Raw genomic sequence first — 17,290 nt, 5'->3', positions numbered from 1 at the left:
GGAGGCCACAGCGACGGTGAGCGCCACCGTCCCGCGGTCCCCGTCGGAGGATCGCCGCCGGCGCGGTAGGCTGGCGCGGTGACCAGGCGGCTCCTGCTTCGCCGGCCGTGCTGACCTGAGACGCTCGGACAGCACGGCGACCCCTCCTGAGTGAGGGGTTTCTTCATGTCTGCCGCCGGTACGTTGCGATGACCCAGGAGCACCAGCGATGAGCCAGAACGCCGACCAGTCCAACGGCCAGCCGGCCGGGGACGTCCCGCCGCACCGCTACACGCCGGAGCTGGCGCACCGCATCGAGCTCTCCTGGCAGGACCGCTGGCAGGCCGAGGGCACGTTCCACACGCCGAACCCGACCGGCTCGCTGAGTGACGGCTTCGAGAAGGTGGCCGACCGGCCCAAGGCCTTCCTGATGGACATGTTCCCCTACCCGTCGGGCGCCGGCCTGCACGTCGGGCACCCACTGGGCTACCTGGGCACCGACGTCACCAGCCGCTTCCTGCGCATGGACGGGCGCAACGTCCTGCACCCCATGGGCTACGACGCGTTCGGCCTGCCCGCCGAGCAGTACGCCGTCCAGACCGGTCAGCACCCGCGGATCACGACCGAGCAGAACATCGCGGCCATCAAGGCGCAGCTGCGCCGGCTGGGCGTCGACCACGACGAGCGGCGGACCTTCGCCACGATCGACCCGGGCTACTACAAGTGGACCCAGTGGATCTTCCTGCGGATCTTCGGGTCGTGGTTCGACGAGTCGGCCGGCAAGGCGCGCCCGATCGAGGAGCTGGTCGCCGAGCTGGATGCCGGCACCCGTGAGCCGGCCCCGGGCACGAACCCGTCGGGTCGGCCGTGGGCGGAGCTGGACGAGGTCGACAAGCGCAAGGTCGTCGACGCCCACCGGCTGGCCTACCTGCACGAGGCGCCGGTGAACTGGTGCCCCGGGCTGGGCACCGTGCTGTCCAACGAGGAGGTCACCGCCGACGGGCGCTCCGAGCGGGGCAACTTCCCGGTGTTCCGGCGTCCGCTGACCCAGTGGATGATGCGGATCACCGCCTACGCCGACCGGCTGCTCGACGACCTGGACCGGCTGGACTGGACCGACTCGCTGAAGCTGATGCAGCGCAACTGGATCGGCCGTTCGACCGGTGCGCGGATCGGCTTCTCCTGCAACAACGAGACCATCGAGGTCTTCACCACCCGCCCGGACACGCTGTTCGGCGCCACCTACATGGTGCTGGCGCCGGAGCACCCGCTGGTCGGGTCGCTGACCGCGTCGGAGTGGCCGGCGGACGCCGACCCGCGCTGGACCGGGGGAGCGGCCACCCCGCGGGAGGCCGTCGAGGCCTACCAGCGCCAGGCGTCGCGCCGCTCCGAGCTGGACCGGCAGGACGCCGGCCGCGAGAAGACCGGAGTCTGGCTGGGCGTCACCGCGCTCAACCCGGTCAACGGCCGCGAGCTGCCGGTGTTCATCGCCGACTACGTGCTGACCGGCTACGGCACCGGCGCCATCATGGCGGTGCCCGGCGAGGACCAGCGCGACTGGGACTTCGCGAAGGCGTTCGGGCTGGACGTCGTCCGGACGGTGCAGCCGCCGGCGGACTGGGACGGCGAGGCGTGGACCGGCGCCGGCCAGATGATCAACTCGGCCAACGACGAGATCTCGCTGGACGGCCTGACCAAGGCCGACGCCATCGCCCGCATCACCGAGTGGCTGGTGGCGAAGGGCTCCGGCGAGGCGACGACCACCTACAAGCTGCGCGACTGGCTGTTCAGCCGGCAGCGCTACTGGGGCGAGCCGTTCCCGATCGTCTACGACGAGCACGACCTGCCGGTCGCCGTCCCGACGTCGATGCTGCCGGTGCTGCTGCCCGAGGTGGACGACTACTCACCGAAGACCTTCGCCGACGACGACGCCGACTCGTCCCCGGAGCCGCCGCTGTCGCGGGCGACCGAGTGGACGACGGTCGAGCTGGACCTGGGCGACGGGCCGAAGAAGTACCGCCGCGAGACCAACACGATGCCCAACTGGGCGGGCTCCTGCTGGTACTACCTGCGCTACCTCGACCCGGGGGACGACGAGCAGATGGTCGACCCGGAGCTGGAGCGCTACTGGCTGGGTCCCCGTGAGCCCGGCGATGTCGGCGGCGTCGACCTCTACGTCGGCGGGGTCGAGCATGCCGTCCTGCACCTGCTGTACGCCCGGTTCTGGCACAAGGTGCTGTTCGACCTGGGCTACGTCTCGGGCGAGGAGCCGTTCCGCCGGCTGGTCAACCAGGGCTACATCTCGGCCTACGCCTACACCGACGAGCGCGGGTTCTACGTGCCGGCGACCGACGTGGTCGAGAAGGACGGGCAGTTCTTCTACGAGGGCAAGCCGGTCAACCGCGAGTACGGGAAGATCGGCAAGAGCCTGAAGAACATGGTCACGCCGGACGAGATGATCGGCGCGTACGGGGCCGACACCTTCCGCGTGTACGAGATGTCGACCGGCCCGCTGGACCAGTCGCGGCCCTGGGAGACCAAGGCCGTCGTCGGGTCGCAGCGGCTGCTGCAGCGGATCTGGCGCGTGGTGGTCGACGAGAACTCGGGGGCCGTGCGGGCCGCCGACGAGGAGCCGTCGGAGGAGACGCTGCGTGCCCTGCACCGGACCATCGCCGGCGTCCGCGACGGGTTCTCGACGCTGCGGTTCAACATCGCCATCGCCCGGATCACCGAGCTGACCAACCACCTGACGTCGGTGTACGGCGCCGACCGGCCGGTGCCCCGCTCGGTCGTCGAGCCGCTGGTGCTCATGGTCGCGCCACTGGCCCCGCACGTGGCCGAGGAGCTGTGGTCGCGACTGGGCCACGGCGAGTCGCTGGCCTGGCACCCGTTCCCGGTCGCCGAGGAGCGCTGGCTGGTGGAGGACACCGTGCAGGTCGCCGTCCAGGTGAACGGCAAGGTGCGGGCTCAGGTCAGCGTGCCGGCCGATGCCGATGCAGCCGCGCTGGAGGCGGCGGCGCGGGCCGACGAGAAGGTGGCGGCACACCTGGACGGGAAGACGGTGCGCCGCGTCGTCGCCGTCCCCGGCCGGCTGGTCAACTTCGTCCTCGGCTGAGGCGCCAGAACCGCGGTTTCGGCCCCTCCCCGGAGGGGCCGAAACCGCGGTTCTGGCGCCTAGAAGGTGAGGACCCGGCGGATCGCCTTCTCGACTGGCTCGGTGGCCTCGTCGACGGGAATGTCGCGGCCGAGCTCCGCCGACAGCGAGGTCACCCCGGCGTCGGGGATGCCGCACGGGATCATGTTGCCGAAGAAGCTCATGTCCGGGTCGCAGTTCAGCGCGAACCCGTGCATCGTCACCCCGCGGGCGACCCGGACGCCGATCGCGGCCACCTTGCGCTCCGGACGCGTGCCGTCCGCCGCGACCCACACGCCGCTGCGACCCTCGACCCGGATGGTGTCCAGGCCGAAGCCGGCGCACACCTCGATCAGTGCCTGCTCCAGCCGGCGGACGTAGGCCACCACGTCGATCGGGTCGGGCAGCGCCACGATCGGGTAGCCGACCAGCTGACCGGGGCCGTGCCAGGTGATCTTGCCACCCCGGTCGACGTCGATGACCGGCGTTCCGTCGAACGGCCGCTCGTGCGGCAGGGTGCGCTTGCCCGCGGTGTAGACCGACGGGTGCTCGAGCAGCAGCAGGGTGTCGGGACCCTCGCCGGCCACGCGGGCGGCGTGCAGCTCCCGCTGCCGCGCCCAGGCCTGCTCGTAGGGGACCAGCCCCGCCCGCTCGATCCGCAGCTCGGTCACGCGGTTCAGCGTAGGCCCCGGACGAGGAGTGGCTCCGTCAGCCGAGTGCCGCCGCCGCGTGCAGCCGCCGCTTGGCCATCGCGATCGGCAGCTGGCCGACGACGGCGGGCAGTGCCCAGAACAGCGCATTGCCGGTCTCGGCGACCAGCAGGGCGGTGACCAGCACGATGTACGAGCCGCCGAGCAGGTGCGGCTGCAGGGCGTCCCAGCGACGCCAGCTCCGCCGGCGCGCCAGGGCACCGGTGAGGGCGAGGGCCTGTGTGAGGACGGCGACCGGCAGTAGCCAGACCAGCCCCGGTGTGCGGATCGCCAGCGCCGCTCCGGTGACGCTGACGACGGTCACCGCCACCTGGTACGCCACCGCTGCCGACGACGCTCGGGAGCCGCGTTGCCGGCCCAGCAGCCACAGCGGTCCGAGGAGCAGGCCGGCGGTGCCGCCACGACGTGGACGGTCAGGAGCGTGTCACCCATGATCTGGGTCCCTTCCGGGGGAGCCGTAGAGCATCCCCGCCGCGCGTCGGGCGAGGTCGAGCAGGGCGTCGCCGTCGGTCCGGCCGGTGAGTCCGGCGCCGGCGAGGTTGCCGGTGGCGGCGAGGGTGGCGAAGCCGTGGACCAGCGACCATGCCGCCACGACGGCGGCCCGGGCGTCCTCGAGCCGGCCCTCGGCCGCCATGGCGTGCACGCCCCCTGCAGGACGCCGAAGGTCCTGGACCTGGCGGCGGTCAGGTCCGCATCGGAGTCGTCCAGTACGTCCGGCGTGAACATGACAGTGAAGTGGCCGGGGTGGTCGCGGGCGAAGCGGACGTAGGCGACGCCGACCTCGAGGAAGCTCTCGCCGGCGGCGCGCTCGAGTTCCCCGGCCAGCAGTCGGTGCCCCTCGGCGGCCAGCGCCGTCAGCAGTCCGGTTCGCGAGGCGAAGTGGTACCGGTGCGCCGCGTGCGAGACCCCGGCCTGTCGTGCGAGCTCGCGGACCGAGACCTCGCCGACGCCGGAGCGCGCCACCACTTCGGCCGCGGAGCGGAGCAGCGTCGTCCGCAGATCGTCGGTGCCCATGGCGCAAGCTTGTCACTGACAAGCTGTCAGTGGCAAGTGTGGCGCTCACGAGAGCCGGCGAGGCTCCAGCCGCGTCTCCACGACGCTGCCGTCGGGACCTCGCTCCACGCGGTAGGCCGCGGCGTCGGGTCGGTCGGCCACCACCTCGACCAGCTCGGTGCCGCGGTAGACCAGGCCGACGCCGTCGTCGGTGGCGTGTCCGCCGGGCAGCGTCCCGTCGGCGACCAGCTGGTGGTAGAGCGGACGGCGCTGCTCCTCGGAGTCGTAGTGGACGCCGTTGGACGTCGGGATCAAGCGCAGCCCGTTCGTCACCGGTCGCAGCTCGGGGCCGAAGGAGTCGGTGGTCCCGCCCACGTGCCAGCACAGCGATCCGGCGCTCACACCGCCCAGGACGACGCCCGCCTCCCACACCTCGCGGAAGATCTCGTCGAGCCCGTGCAGCCGCCACAGCGCGAGCAGGTTGGCCACGCTGCCACCGCCGACCCAGACGACGTCCTGGGCGAGCAGGTGGCTGCGCACGTCCGGGACGGTCGGCATGGTGAACAGGCTCAGGTGACTGACCTGGACGGCGCTCCCGGCGAAGGCGCCGTAGACGCCGGCCAGCCGGACCGGGTCGTCGCCGGTGGCCGTGCCGAGGTAGCACAGCCGCGGCCGGTCGCGCGCGTCCGCGAGCGAGAACGCCAGGTCGAAGACGGGCGCCGGCCGCCAGTCGTAGGGGCCGCGGCCACGGCTGGCGAAGCCGGCCATGCTCGTGGCGACGATCGTCGGCGCGGAGGCGGGCATCAGGCTCCCTGGGGGACGGCGGACGAGCGCAGCCCACGCTGGACGGCGCGTGCGGCGCGGGCGCCGCTGGCCATGGCGCCCTGGATGGACGGGGTGTCGCGGTGGTCGCCGCAGACGTAGACGCCATCTCCGAGGTCGACCGGGCGGCGGAGCTGGAGCGGCGGCGGTGCCGCCGGCTGGGCGCCGGTCACCGTGACGGTGGTGAGGTGCTCGAGATCGGCCGGCGCGACCCCGTGGGCGCGGGCGATCTCCGCCCGCACGTCCGACTCCCGGGTGGGCTGCAAGGTCGAGCTCGCCACCAGGGCGCGGCCGTCCGGGCTGTAGCGGGGCTGGGCGTCGGACACCACCACCGTGTTCACCAGCCGCCCGCCGGGCTCGCCGAGGACGATCAGCGGCTCGTTCCACGGTGAGGCCGGAAGGACGTGGAGGTGCGTGGTGACGTGTCGCGGTGCGCCGGCCACGGCCGCCGGCAGCAGCGTGGCGGCGGTCCGCGGATCGGTGGCGACGACGACGGCCCGGGCCGTCCAGGTGCCGTCGGCGGTCTCGACACGTCCGGCCGAGACCGCACGGACCGGCGTCCGGAGGTGGACCCGGTCGGCCGGGAGCCGCGCGGCCAGCTGCTCGCCGACGGCCTGCATGCCACGGGCCGGCAGCCCGACCGTGCCGCGGACGAAGGACCGCCACAGCAGGTCGACGTAGCGGCTGGACGTCGCCAGCTCCCGTTCCAGCAGGACGCCGGCGAGAAAGGGCCGGAAGAAGCGCTCGAGCGCGGCGTCGCCGACGCCAGCTGCTCGCAGCGAGTCCTCGGCCGACTGCTCGGGACGGCGGAGCAGCCGGGACACCGGCGAGTATCCCGACCGCACGGAGAAGGCGGCGATCGCGGCCTTCTCGCGGAGGCCGCCCAGTGGCGCGGCGACGGTGCCCGGCGCCCAGCGCGGGTTCTGCCGGGGGTCCCCGACGCGGTGCACCCGGCCCTCGTGGCGCAGGATCGCCCCCCGCCCGAACCAGCCGAGCTCGAGCGCGGGCAGGTCGAGGTCCGCCGCCCGTGGGTAGCCGGTGTTCAGCACCTGGAAGCCCCGGTCGACCGCGAAGCCGTCGATCCGCTCCGTCGCCAGCCGTCCGCCGGCGTGCGCCCCGGCCTCGAGGACCTGGACGTCGTGGCCGGCGGCGTGCAGCCGCGTGGCGGCGGACAGCCCGGCGAGGCCGGCGCCGACGATGAGCACCTCCGCGCTCCCGACCGGCGACATGTACCGACGGTAGCCACTGCCCGGGATCCGAGCCGGTGCGGGTACGCCTGTGGACAGCCGCCGCGCCGGCCGGCCGGTTCCTCCTACCGTCCCCGTCATGTCGCTCGCCGTCCCGTCTCCGTCGCCGGGTGCCGCCCAGCCGCCGGTCGTGCCGGGCTACGTGCTCGAGTCGCTGCTCGGGCGCGGTGGCTCGGGGGAGGTGTGGCGGGCCGTGCCACGGCGCGGGGGCGAGCCGGTCGCCGTCAAGGTGCTCGTCGCCGGGGATCCGGAGCGACAGGGCCGGGAGGCGGCGCTGCTGGGTGAGCTGGACCACCCGCACCTGGTGCGGCTGATCGAGGTGGTGCACCAGCCGCGTCGCGGGGGAGCCGCCCGGGTGGCTCTGGTGCTCGAGCTGCTCGCGGGGGGCAGCCTGGCCGCACTGCTCGCCCGGCGGGGACGGCTCCGCCCGGGTGAGGTGGTCACCGCCATCGCGCCGGTGGCCGCGGCGCTCGCACACGCCCACGGCCACGGCGTCGTCCACGCCGACCTCTCGCCGGGGAACATCGTCTTCACCGCAGAGGGCCGGCCGGTCCTGACCGACCTCGGCGTGGCCAGGGTGCTCGGCGAGGCCGCGGCGGGAGAGGTCACCCCCGCGTACGTCGACCCGACCGTCGCACGGGGCGGGGCGCCCGGGCCGGCGTCCGACGTCTTCGGCATCGCCGCGGCTGCCTTCCACGCGCTGACCGGCATCGCTCCGTGGAACGCCGCCACGCCGGCCGACACCCTGCGGGTCGCGGCCGAGGGCTTCGTCCCGGACCTCGCCGAGCTGGCGCCCGACGCCCCCCTGCGGCTGGTCGAGGTGATCCTGCGCGGGCTGGCGGTGGATCCGCACGACCGCGGTTCGGCCGCCGCGTTCGCGCTCGACCTGCGGCACGCCTGCCGTCCCGAACCGGTGCGGCTGCCGGTCGACGGCGTGACCGACGCGGAGCTGAGCCGGGCCGGTCGGAGTCCGCGGACGGAACTGACCCACCAGGTGCCCGGCCGGCGACCGCGCCCGGCTCCGGTCGTGGTCGACGCCACCGGCCGCCGTGCCGCCTGGTCGGCCGCCGTCGAGCGGTGGACCGGCGCGATGCGGAGGCCGGCCGTGCGCCGGGCGGTCATGGGGGTGATCGCCGTCGTGGCGCTCGCGCTGCCGGCCTGGGCGGTGGTGCGGGCGCTCGGTCCCGACCCGGCCGCGGGGGAGGAGCCCGTGGTGGCCGCGGCGACCACACTGCCGGAGCCGGCCCGGTCCGGCGTCGCGGAGGCCGGGTCGCCGGCCGACGCCCGGGCGGTCCCGGCCGACGAGGCCGCGTGGCGGGAGGTCCTGGCGGACCTCTACCGTCGCCGTGCCGCGGCCTTCGCAGATCCGCCCACCGCCGACTTCGGGACGATCTACGCCCCCGGCAGCCCGCTGCGGGCCGCCGACGAACAGCACGCGCGGGGCCTGTCGGCCGCGGGAGAAGCGCTGCGGGGCTTCACGCCGGCTGTCGTGGCGGTGACCGGCGTGGAGGAGGTCACCGGCGACAGCGTGGAGGTGGAGCTGGTGGACCGCTGGCCCGCCCACGAGGTCGTGGCCATCGCCGACGCGGACGGTCCGGCGGTGCGCGGCGCCGCCGGTCGCCCGGATCTGCCCGTCCGCATGGTGCTGGTGCTCACCCAGGACGGCTGGCGGATGGCGAGCGCCGAACGCGCCGGCTGAAACTCAGGCGCCCGACAGCGCGGCGCGCAGCGCCTCGTCCACCGTGGTGTGGGTGAAGACGAAGCCCGCGTCCTGCAGGACGGCGGGCACCGCCCGCTGGCCGGCGAGGACGCTGGACCGGCCGAACTCCCCGAGCGCGAGCGAGATGGCGAACCGGGGGACGGCGAGGAACGTCGGGCGGGACACGGCGGCCCCCAGGCGCTCGGTGAACTCGGCGTTGGTCACCGGCTCGGGGCCCGTCACGTTGACCGGACCGGAGACGTCGTCGGCGGTGAGCAGGAAGCGGACGGCGTCGACCTCGTCGCGCAGGCTGACCCACGGCCAGTACTGCCGGCCCGAGCCCAGCCGGCCGCCCAGCCCCAGCCGGAAGACCAGCCCGAGGATCTGCAGAAGCAGCGCACCCCGACCGAGCACGAGCCCCGTGCGCAGGTGCACGACGCGAACCCCGGCCGCCTCCGCCGGGGCCGTGGCGCCCTCCCACTGCACGCACAGGCGCGCGAGGAAGTCCTCGCCCGGGCCGTCCCTCTCGGTGACCGTCCGGGCACCGGTGTCGCCGTAGAAGCCCACCGCCGACGCCGACAGCAGCACCCGACGGCGGCCGGGGTCGGCCGCGGCGGCCGTGGCCAGTGCCTCGCTGATCGTCGAGGTGGCGTCGACCCGGCTGTCGAGCAGGCTCTTCTTGTAGGCCGCCGTGAACGGGCGCGGCCGGATCGGCGTGCCGGCCAGGTTGATCACCGCGTCGACGTCCCCCAGCAGGGAGGGGTCGATCCTTCGGTGCTGCGGGTCCCAGCGGTGCTCGTCGGCGGTCCGCGGAGTGCGGCGGACCAGCACCAGCACCTCGTGCCCGTCCGCCCGCAGCGCGGGCACGAGGGCCTTGCCGATGAGCCCCGAGGCGCCCGAGACGGCGACCTTCACGTGACCCTCCTCTGGAGACAAGCGGCGGCGGGCCCGTGCAGGGGCCCGCCGCGAGCCTGCGAGTGGTGGGGGCAGAGGTCCGGTTGCTAGGCGAGCCCCAGCTCGCCCTCGAACTGACCGGCCTCCAGCCGCTCGCGCACCGTGGTGAGGAAGCGGGCGGCGTCGGCCCCGTCGACGATCCGGTGGTCGTAGGTGAGGGCCAGGTAGACCATCGACCGGATCGCGATGACCTCGCCGAGCTCGGCGTCCTGCACCACGACCGGGCGCTTCACCACCGAGCCGACGCCGAGGATGGCCACCTGCGGCTGGTTGATGATCGGGGTGTCGAACAACGCGCCGCGGCTGCCGGTGTTGGTCAGCGTGAAGGTGCCGCCACCGAGCTCGTCCGGGGTGATCTTGTTCGTCCGCGTGCGCTCCGCCAGGTCGGCGATCTTGCGGGCGATGCCGCCGAGGCTGAGGTCACCGGCCTCGTGGATGACCGGGACGAGGAGCCCGCGCTCGGTGTCCACCGCGATGCCGAGGTTCTCGGTGTCGTGGTAGGTGACCGTGCCGGCCTCCTGGTCGATCGACGAGTTGACCGACGGGTGCGCCTTGAGCGCCTCGATGGCGGCCTTCGCGAAGAACGGCAGGAAGGACAGCTTCACGCCCTCGCGGGTCTCGAAGTCCTTCTTGGCCTGCTGGCGCAGCCGCGCGATCTTGGTGACGTCGGCCTCGACGACGGTGGTCAGCTGCGCGCTGACCTGGAGCGACTCGACCATGCGGCGGGCGATGACGGTGCGGAGGCGGGACATCTTCTCGGTGCGGCCGCGCACCGAGGTGTCCGGGGTCGCCGCCGGGGACGGCGTACGGGGCGCCGGGGCGGAGGCCGGGGCGGAAGCCGGCGCGGCCTTCTGCTCGGCTGCCGCCAGCACGTCCTGCTTGCGGATCCGCCCGCCGACGCCGCTGCCGGAGACCGAGCCGAGGTCGACGCCCTTCTCCGCGGCCAGCCGGCGGACCAGTGGCGTCACGTAGGCACCGCTGCCGTCGCCGTCGGACGACGGGGACTGCTGAGCCGGCGCCTGTGGCGCGACCTGCGGCGGCGGGGCGGAGGTGGGGGAGGCGGCGGGCTGCGCACCGCTGGCGCCGTAGTCCCCGCCGGGCTGCGCGGTGGCGGTCGCGGGCGCGGCGGGCTTGGCCTCGGGAGCGGCCTGCGGCTCCTCCTCGGCCGGGGCCTCCTGCTGGGGGGCCGCCTCCTGCTGGGGGGCCGCCTCCTGCTGGGGGGCGGCGCGGAGGAACCGCCCGCGGCGCCCGTGCCGATGACGGCCAGCTGGGCGCCCACCTCGACGGTTTCGTCCTCGTCGACGGTGATCTCGAGCAGGGTTCCGCTCGCCGGCGCCGGGATCTCGGTGTCGACCTTGTCGGTCGAGACCTCGAGCAGGGGCTCGTCGGCGGTCACCTCGTCGCCGACCGACTTCAGCCACCGGGTGACGGTGCCCTCGGTGACGCTCTCGCCGAGTGCCGGCATCGTCACCGGCGTCCCCTGGCCGCCGGAACCGCTGTCGGAACCGCCGCCGGAACCGCTGTCGGTCGAGGCCGGCGCGGGCTCCGGCTCGGGGGCCGGCTGCTCCTCCTGCTGCCCCCCACCGGCGTCGTCGACCTGCTCGGCCGGGGTCTGCGGGGTGTCCTCGTCCTCGGCCGAGGCGGGCTCCGCCTCGGGCTCGGGCTCGGCGCCGCCGCCATCCCCGCCGATGACCGCCAGCTCGGCACCGACCTCGACGGTTTCGTCCTCCGCGACGAGGATCTTCGTCAGCACTCCCGCGGCGGGCGAGGGGATCTCGGTGTCGACCTTGTCGGTCGAGACCTCGAGGAGGGGCTCGTCGGCCTCGACCTGCTCACCCTCCTGCTTGAGCCAGCGGGTGACCGTGCCCTCGGTGACGCTCTCGCCCAGGGCGGGCATGGTGACGGACGTCGGCATCGGGAGAGGGCTCCTTCTCGGCTCTGCGGGGTGGGTGAGTGGTTCGGGTCAGCCGTGCACGTGCAGCGGCTTGCCGGCCAGGGCCAGGTGCGCCTCGCCGAGGGCCTCGCTCTGCGTCGGGTGCGGGTGGATGAGACTGGCGACGTCGTCGGCCTCGGCCTCCCAGTTGTAGATCAGCTGTGCCTCGGCGATGAGCTCGCCCACGCGGCTGCCGACCATGTGGATGCCGACGACCGGGCCGTCGGGGGCCTGCACCAGCTTCACCGCGCCGGTCGTCTTCAGGATCTGGCTGCGGCCGTTGCCCGCGAGGTCGTAGGTGAGCGTCTTGACCTCGCCGTACTTCTCCTTGGCCTGGCCCTCGGTCAGGCCGACCGAGGCGACCTCGGGGTCGGAGTAGGTGATCCGGGGGACGCCGGCGTAGTCGATCGGCGCCGGGTCGAGCCCGGCCACGCGCTCGGCGACCAGGATTCCCTCGCCGAAGCCGACGTGGGCCAGCTGCAGCGTGGGGATGAGGTCGCCGACGGCGGAGATGGTGGGCACGTTGGTGCGGCAGTACTCGTCGACCAGGACGTAGCCACGCTCCATGGCGACGCCGGCCTCCTCGTAACCGAGGCCCTGGCTGGTCGGGCCGCGGCCGACGGCGACGAGCAGCAGCTCGGCCTCGACCTCCTTGCCGTTCTCGAGCGAGACCTTCACGCCGTTCTCGGTGTGCTGCACGCCGGAGAAGCGGCTGCCCAGCTCGAAGGCGATCTTGCGCCGGCGGAACGCGCGCTCGAGCAGCTTGGAGGAGGACTCGTCCTCCAGCGGGACCAGGTGCGGCAGCGCCTCGATGATCGTGACGTCCACGCCGAAGGACTTCCAGGCGCTGGCGAACTCGCAGCCGATGACCCCGCCGCCGAGGATGATCGCCGACGCCGGTACCCGGTCGAGGTTGAGCGCGTGGTCGCTGGTGATGACCCGCGTGCCGTCGATGTCCAGGCCGGGCAGGCTGCGGGCGTAGGAGCCGGTGGCCAGCAGGATGTGCTTGCCCTCGTAGGTCTGGCCGTTCACCTCGACGGTGGTGGGGGAGGTCAGCCGCCCCTCGCCCTCCACGTAGTTGATCTTGCGGGCCTTCACCAGGCCTTGCAGCCCCTTGTAGAGCTTGGAGATGACGCCATCCTTGTAGGCGTTGACGCCGTCCATGTCGATGCCGGCCAGCGACGTCTTGACGCCGAACTGCTCGCCGTCGCGGGCGAGGTCGGCGACCTCGCCCGCGTGCAGCAGCGCCTTGGTCGGGATGCAGCCGCGGTGCAGGCAGGTCCCGCCGACCTTGTCCTTCTCGATCAGGACGACGTTCAGGCCGAGCTCGGTCGCACGGAACGCCGCGGCGTAGCCACCCGAGCCACCACCGAGGATGACCAGGTCGGCGGGGGAGGTGGGTGAGCTCACGAGTACTCCTCGATCCAGTCGTCGGCGCCCCGCTCGTGCGGGCGGGTGCTCGGTGCTCATCCTGCCACTCCGGGAACGACCCGGCCGGGAGCACCGTTGCCCCTCCCGAGCGAGCCGATGATCAGAAGGACGACGGATCGACGGGAGAGGCGTCATGGGGCTGTTCGACCGGTTGCGCGGCGGGCGCGGGAGCCGTCCGGGCAGGGGCCGGGACGACGGCGGCCGCGGCACCCTCGACCGTGGCTCGCAGCGCACCGACCTCACGCACCTGGAGCAGTTCGTCGCCAGCCGCCGCGGCGTCGAAGGCTACGTGGAGCCCCGGACTGCCGTCACCGAGACGACCATCGTGCTGGTCGCTGCCGACGGTGAGTGGACCCGGCGCCGGATCGCCGGGGCGGAGGTCGCCCGCAAGCTCTCGCGCGACCTGTCCATCCCCGTCTACGACGCCCAGGTCACCGGCTATCCCCAGCGCATGCGCGACTGGAGCGCCCGTCAGAAGCAGAACCGGCTCTAGACGACGTCCTCCCTCACCGTGCTGCGTCCTCCCTCGCGGCCGACCGTGAGGGAGGACCCGCGATGATCAGGGAACCTGATCGTCGCCGGCGATCAGTCGCCGATGAGGGCCTCGATCGTCGCCAGGAGGGTGCGCACAGGGACGCCGGTGCCGCCCTTGGGCGTGTAGCCCCACGGTGCGCCGGTGTTGTAGCTCGGGCCGGCGATGTCGATGTGCGCCCACGGTAGGCCGTCCGGCACGAACTCGGCCAGGAAGTGCCCGCCGACGAGCATGCCGCCCATGCGGTCGGCGTTGGCGTTGACGAAGTCCGCGATGGGGGAGTCGAGCCCCCGGCGCAGCTCCGGGGGCAGCGGCATCGGCCACATGCCCTCGCCGGAACGCTTGGCGGCGGCGATGACCGCGTCACGAAGGTCGTCGCTGCCCATGACACCCGCGGTGCGGGTGCCCAGCGCCACCAGCTGTGCGCCGGTCAGCGTGGAGGTCTCGAGCAGGACGTCGGGCCGGTCCTCGGCCGCCCGTGCGAGGGCGTCGGCCAGGATCACGCGCCCCTCGGCGTCGGTGTTGGTGATCTCGGCCTTCTTGCCGTTCCGGAAGGTCACGACGTCGGCCGGCCGGTAGGCGGTGCCGCTGGGCAGGTTCTCGGCGATGGGCACCGTGGCCGTGACCTCGGCCGGCAGGTTCAGCTGGGCGACGAGGCAGACGGTGGCGATCACGGCCGCGGCACCGGCCATGTCGCTCTTCATGTCCTCCATCTTCAGCGCGGGCTTGATCGACAGGCCGCCGCTGTCGAAGGTGATGCCCTTGCCGACCAGTGCCACCTTCTTGCGCGCGCCGGCGCCCGCATAGGTCAGGCGCAGCAGCCGCGGCTTGCGGGTGGAACCGCTGCCCACGGCGAGGATCCCGCCGTAGCCGCCGGCCGCCAGCGCGTCCTCGTCGAGGATCTCGACGGCGAGTCCCGCCTTCTCACCGGCCGCTGCGCCCCGGGCGGCGAGCTCGGCCGGGTAGAGGTCGTTCGGCGGCGTGTTGACCAGGTCGCGCACGAGGGCGACGGCGTCGGCGACCGCCCGCACCCGGCGCAGGGCGGCCTCGGCGGCGGCCGCACCCGGGACGACGACGGTGAACTCGCTCGGCGGTGCCTTGCGGTCGGCGCCGGGGTCGGACTTGTAGGCGGTGAACTCGTACGCGCCCAGCAGCGAGCCCTCGCCGACGGCGTGCAGCCGTTCGGCGTCCGGGGTGCCCCCGACGGCCGCGAGCAGGCTGACCACCGAGCGCCGTCCGCCGAGGGCACGGCTTGCCGCGCCGGCGGCTCGGCGGATGGCTTCGGTCCGGTAGGTGCCGTTGGTCTCCGGCGCGCCCAGACCGGCGACGGCCACGACGGGGAAGGGGCCCTGCCCGAAGGAGGGGAGGCGGGTGACCTCGTCCTCGGCACCACGGGCGCCGAGGTCCACCAGCGCGGGGAAGAGGCGCCCGCCGAGCAGGCGGTCGACCGCCTCGGCGCCGGGGGTGGGCAGCGGCCCGTCCGGTCCCTTGCCGACGGCGACGACGACGGCGTCCCCGGTCAGCTTCTCCAGCGGGTGGTCGGTGGCGGAGATCGTCGGCGGCACCGCTCGATCCTAGAGGCCCGGATAGCGTGGCCCCCGTGAGCCCGCTGACCTCTCCTCTCCACGACCGGCACGTCGCCGCGGGTGCCAAGCTCGCCGACTTCAGCGGCTGGTCGATGCCCATCGAGTACGCCGGTGGCGGCGTCCTCGCGGAGCACGCCGCGGTCCGCGAGGGCGTCGGGCTCTTCGACGTCTCCCACCTGGGCACCGGCACCGTCCGGGGCCCGGGTGCGGCGGAGTTCGTCAACCGGTGCCTGACCAACGACCTCGGCCGCATCGGCCCGGGGCAGGCGCAGTACACGCTGTGCTGCCAGGACGACGGAGGCGTCGTCGACGACCTGATCGTCTACCTGCACGGCCCCGACGACGTGCTGCTGGTCCCGAACGCCGCCAACGCCGCCGAGGTGCTCGGTCGGCTGGCCGATGCGGCGCCGTCCGGGATCACGGTCGAGAACCGGCACGCCGACGTGGCCGTCCTCGCGGTCCAGGGGCCCAGGGCGCTGCAGGTGCTCGAGCTGCTCGGACTGCCGGGTGAGCTGGCGTACATGTCGTTCGTGACCGGCACCGGCGGCGGCGCCGAGGTGACCGTCTGCCGGACGGGCTACACGGGCGAGCACGGCTACGAGCTGCTCGTCGCCGCCGACCGGGCCGCGGAGATGTGGGACGCCCTGCTCGAGGCCGGTGAGCCCGAGGGCATCCGGCTGTGCGGGCTCGGCGCGCGGGACACGCTGCGCACCGAGATGGGCTACCCGCTGCACGGCCACGAGCTGTCGAGGGAGATCAGTCCGGTCCAGGCGCGCGCCGGCTGGGCGGTCGGGTGGAAGAAGCCCGCGTTCTGGGGCCGCGAAGCGTTGCTGGCCGAGAAGGAGGCCGGCCCCGCCCGGCTGCTCTGGGGGCTGAAGGCCGGCGGGCGGCAGAGCCCGCGGCCGGGCATGTCGGTCCTCGGGCCGGACGGCGCCGTGATCGGCAGCGTCACCAGCGGCACGTTCTCCCCGTCGCTCCGGGTCGGCATCGGCCTGGCCCTCCTCGACACGGCGAGCGGTGTCGCCGAAGGCGACGAGCTGAGCGTCGACGTCCGTGGCCGGGTGCTGCCGGTCGAGGTCGTCAAGCCGCCCTTCGTCGAGTCGCACGTGCGCTGAGGCGACTCCCCTCAGTTCTTGCGGGTGGGGTCGCTGTCGCCCTTCTCGGGTTCCGGCTTCTCGGGCAGGGTGTCGGCCACCTGCGCGCCGCGCACGCCCATCGGCTGCGGCTCGCCGGTCGTCGTGTCCTGTGCCGTCTGGTGCTCGGCCTCGGAGTTGATCTCCGCGCCCAGCAGCACCAGGTAGCAGGTCAGGTACAGCCAGAGCATCAGGACGATGACGCCGGCGATCGCGCCGTAGGTCTTGTCGTAGGACCCGAAGTTGTCGACGTAGATCGCGAAGCCGACGCTGACGATCGCCCAGATGACCGTGACGATGACCGCGCCGAGGCTGACCCAGGCGAACCGCGGGTTGTCGCGGTCGGGCGCCACCCGGTACAGGACGGCGAGGGAGCCGGCGAACACCGCCAGCAGCAGCACCCAGCGGGCCACCTGCGCCAGGATCGTGCCGACGACGCCCAGCGGCAGCGCCTCGATCACCTGGGGGACGACGGCCACGAGGCTGAACGTGATCAGCACGAAGACGATCGCCCCGAGGGTGAGTGCCAGTGAGGTCAGTTTGAGCTTGACGAAGCTGCGCGCCTCGACCTCGTCGTAGGCCAGGTTGATGGCAGTCACCATGTTCCCGACCCCGCCCGAGGCGCTCCAGAGCGCGGCGAGGATCGAGATCACCAGGCTGATGCTCAGCGCGCTGCCGCTGTTGTCGACGATCGCGTCGAGCTGCGTGCCGATCACACCCGCGGCGTCCTCGGGCAGCTGGGCGGCGAGGTCGTCGATCTGCCGCTCGACCGTCTCCGGCGAGGCGACCAGGCCGTAGATCGAGATCAGCGCGATCAGCGCCGGGAAGATCGACAGGAAGCCGAAGAACGCCACACCGCCGGCGATGATGGGCATGTTGTCGGCCTTGTTCTCGGCCCACGCCCGCTTCAGTACCTGCTTCCAGCCCTGCCACGGGATCTGCGTGGGCTTCTCCGCGTGGAGACCCGGCAGCTCGTCGGGCCCGGGCGCGCCCGGCGGCAGCCGGCCGGAGTCGCCGGAGGGCGGCTCCGCCTTCGCCTGTAGGGCGGCCGCCCGACGCGCCGCCTTCTCCTCGACCCGCTGCCGGATCCGGTCGACGGCGCTCTCGCGTTGGCTCGTGCCACTCATGGCCGTTCCCC

14 protein-coding genes and 2 pseudogenes are annotated in these 17,290 nt (G+C 73.6%); 4 read left to right on the top strand and 12 right to left on the bottom strand.

Features of this window, described 5'->3' with window-relative positions:
• Window positions 1-208: 208 nt before the first annotated feature.
• Entirely contained in the window at window positions 209-3,094 is a 2,886-nt protein-coding gene (gene leuS, locus MVA48_RS06655) for a leucine--tRNA ligase (protein ID WP_246987082.1), read from the top strand.
• 59 nt (window positions 3,095-3,153) lie between these two features.
• Here the strand turns inward: leuS and lipB are convergent, their stop codons facing one another.
• The 6 genes and pseudogenes from lipB to MVA48_RS06630 all read right to left on the bottom strand — a co-directional run bounded on the left by lipB (window position 3,154) and on the right by MVA48_RS06630 (window position 6,866).
• Complete coding sequence (gene lipB / locus MVA48_RS06650) at window positions 3,154-3,783, bottom strand: lipoyl(octanoyl) transferase LipB (protein ID WP_246987080.1); 630 nt, start codon at window positions 3,781-3,783, stop codon at window positions 3,154-3,156.
• Window positions 3,784-3,820: 37 nt separating this feature from the next.
• The gene (locus MVA48_RS06645) at window positions 3,821-4,126 is read right to left on the bottom strand and encodes a hypothetical protein (RefSeq protein ID WP_246987078.1); all 306 of its coding nucleotides are present in this window, start codon (window positions 4,124-4,126) and stop codon (window positions 3,821-3,823) included.
• A gap of 120 nt (window positions 4,127-4,246) precedes the next feature.
• Window positions 4,247-4,465: a WHG domain-containing protein gene (locus MVA48_RS06640; RefSeq protein WP_246987076.1), complete on the bottom strand. Its 219-nt coding sequence runs from the start codon at window positions 4,463-4,465 to the stop codon at window positions 4,247-4,249.
• A 47-nt stretch (window positions 4,466-4,512) separates the two neighbouring features.
• Window positions 4,513-4,836: pseudogene (locus tag MVA48_RS24020) on the bottom strand (TetR/AcrR family transcriptional regulator); the annotation flags it as partial.
• Between the two features lie 45 nt (window positions 4,837-4,881).
• The gene (locus MVA48_RS06635; protein ID WP_246987074.1) at window positions 4,882-5,619 is read right to left on the bottom strand and encodes a peptidase E; all 738 of its coding nucleotides are present in this window, start codon (window positions 5,617-5,619) and stop codon (window positions 4,882-4,884) included.
• A complete protein-coding gene (locus tag MVA48_RS06630) occupies window positions 5,619-6,866 on the bottom strand; it encodes an NAD(P)/FAD-dependent oxidoreductase (RefSeq protein WP_246987072.1) in 1,248 nt (415 codons plus the stop codon). The genes MVA48_RS06635 and MVA48_RS06630 overlap by 1 nt, the downstream gene beginning before the upstream one ends.
• Before the next feature lie 97 nt (window positions 6,867-6,963).
• Here MVA48_RS06630 and MVA48_RS06625 point away from each other — a divergent pair, with 97 nt between their 5' ends.
• Window positions 6,964-8,583 carry a serine/threonine-protein kinase gene (locus MVA48_RS06625; protein ID WP_246987070.1) on the top strand — a complete coding sequence of 540 codons (1,620 nt, stop codon included), beginning with the start codon at window positions 6,964-6,966 and terminating at the stop codon, window positions 8,581-8,583.
• Window positions 8,584-8,586: 3 nt separating this feature from the next.
• On the opposite strand, the gene MVA48_RS06620 is transcribed toward MVA48_RS06625, so the two are convergent.
• The 4 genes and pseudogenes from MVA48_RS06620 to lpdA form a co-directional block, all read right to left on the bottom strand.
• The gene (locus MVA48_RS06620) at window positions 8,587-9,498 is read right to left on the bottom strand and encodes a TIGR01777 family oxidoreductase (protein ID WP_246987068.1); all 912 of its coding nucleotides are present in this window, start codon (window positions 9,496-9,498) and stop codon (window positions 8,587-8,589) included.
• 86 nt (window positions 9,499-9,584) lie between these two features.
• Window positions 9,585-10,958 (bottom strand): 2-oxoglutarate dehydrogenase, E2 component, dihydrolipoamide succinyltransferase, encoded by a 1,374-nt coding sequence (gene sucB / locus MVA48_RS06615; protein WP_246987065.1) that lies wholly within the window; start codon window positions 10,956-10,958, stop codon window positions 9,585-9,587.
• Window positions 10,853-11,434 (bottom strand): annotated as a pseudogene (locus MVA48_RS06610) (biotin/lipoyl-containing protein); the annotation flags it as partial. The gene sucB and the pseudogene MVA48_RS06610, both read right to left, overlap by 106 nt.
• A gap of 66 nt (window positions 11,435-11,500) precedes the next feature.
• Window positions 11,501-12,880, bottom strand: a complete 1,380-nt coding sequence (gene lpdA / locus MVA48_RS06605) for a dihydrolipoyl dehydrogenase (RefSeq protein ID WP_246987063.1) — start codon at window positions 12,878-12,880, stop codon at window positions 11,501-11,503.
• Window positions 12,881-13,034: 154 nt separating this feature from the next.
• On the opposite strand from lpdA, the gene MVA48_RS06600 reads away from it, so the two are divergent.
• Window positions 13,035-13,394 carry an oxidoreductase gene (locus tag MVA48_RS06600; RefSeq protein WP_246987061.1) on the top strand — a complete coding sequence of 120 codons (360 nt, stop codon included), beginning with the start codon at window positions 13,035-13,037 and terminating at the stop codon, window positions 13,392-13,394.
• Window positions 13,395-13,486: 92 nt separating this feature from the next.
• Here the strand turns inward: MVA48_RS06600 and MVA48_RS06595 are convergent, their stop codons facing one another.
• Window positions 13,487-14,998 carry a leucyl aminopeptidase gene (locus tag MVA48_RS06595; RefSeq protein ID WP_246987058.1) on the bottom strand — a complete coding sequence of 504 codons (1,512 nt, stop codon included), beginning with the start codon at window positions 14,996-14,998 and terminating at the stop codon, window positions 13,487-13,489.
• A 35-nt stretch (window positions 14,999-15,033) separates the two neighbouring features.
• Between MVA48_RS06595 and gcvT the strand changes: the two genes are divergently transcribed.
• Window positions 15,034-16,134, top strand: a complete 1,101-nt coding sequence (gcvT, locus tag MVA48_RS06590; protein ID WP_246987055.1) for a glycine cleavage system aminomethyltransferase GcvT — start codon at window positions 15,034-15,036, stop codon at window positions 16,132-16,134.
• An 11-nt stretch (window positions 16,135-16,145) separates the two neighbouring features.
• Here the strand turns inward: gcvT and MVA48_RS06585 are convergent, their stop codons facing one another.
• Window positions 16,146-17,279 (bottom strand): YihY/virulence factor BrkB family protein, encoded by a 1,134-nt coding sequence (locus MVA48_RS06585; RefSeq protein WP_246987053.1) that lies wholly within the window; start codon window positions 17,277-17,279, stop codon window positions 16,146-16,148.
• Between the last annotated feature and the right edge of the window lie 11 nt (window positions 17,280-17,290).

Source organism: Blastococcus sp. PRF04-17 (assembly GCF_023016265.1).
GTDB lineage: Bacteria > Actinomycetota > Actinomycetes > Mycobacteriales > Geodermatophilaceae > Blastococcus_B.
The sequence above is the reverse complement of the archived record's forward strand: the minus strand, read 5'-3'. Positions and strand labels throughout refer to the sequence as shown.

Coding starts and splice junctions, on each gene's coding strand:
- MVA48_RS06585 (WP_246987053.1), bottom strand. CDS start 17,279: ATGAGTGGCACGAGCCAACGCGAGAGCGCCGTCGACCGGATCCGGCAG.
- MVA48_RS06625 (WP_246987070.1), top strand. CDS start 6,964: ATGTCGCTCGCCGTCCCGTCTCCGTCGCCGGGTGCCGCCCAGCCGCCG.
- leuS (WP_246987082.1), top strand. CDS start 209: ATGAGCCAGAACGCCGACCAGTCCAACGGCCAGCCGGCCGGGGACGTC.
- MVA48_RS06630 (WP_246987072.1), bottom strand. CDS start 6,866: ATGTCGCCGGTCGGGAGCGCGGAGGTGCTCATCGTCGGCGCCGGCCTC.
- MVA48_RS06635 (WP_246987074.1), bottom strand. CDS start 5,619: ATGCCCGCCTCCGCGCCGACGATCGTCGCCACGAGCATGGCCGGCTTC.
- MVA48_RS06600 (WP_246987061.1), top strand. CDS start 13,035: ATGGGGCTGTTCGACCGGTTGCGCGGCGGGCGCGGGAGCCGTCCGGGC.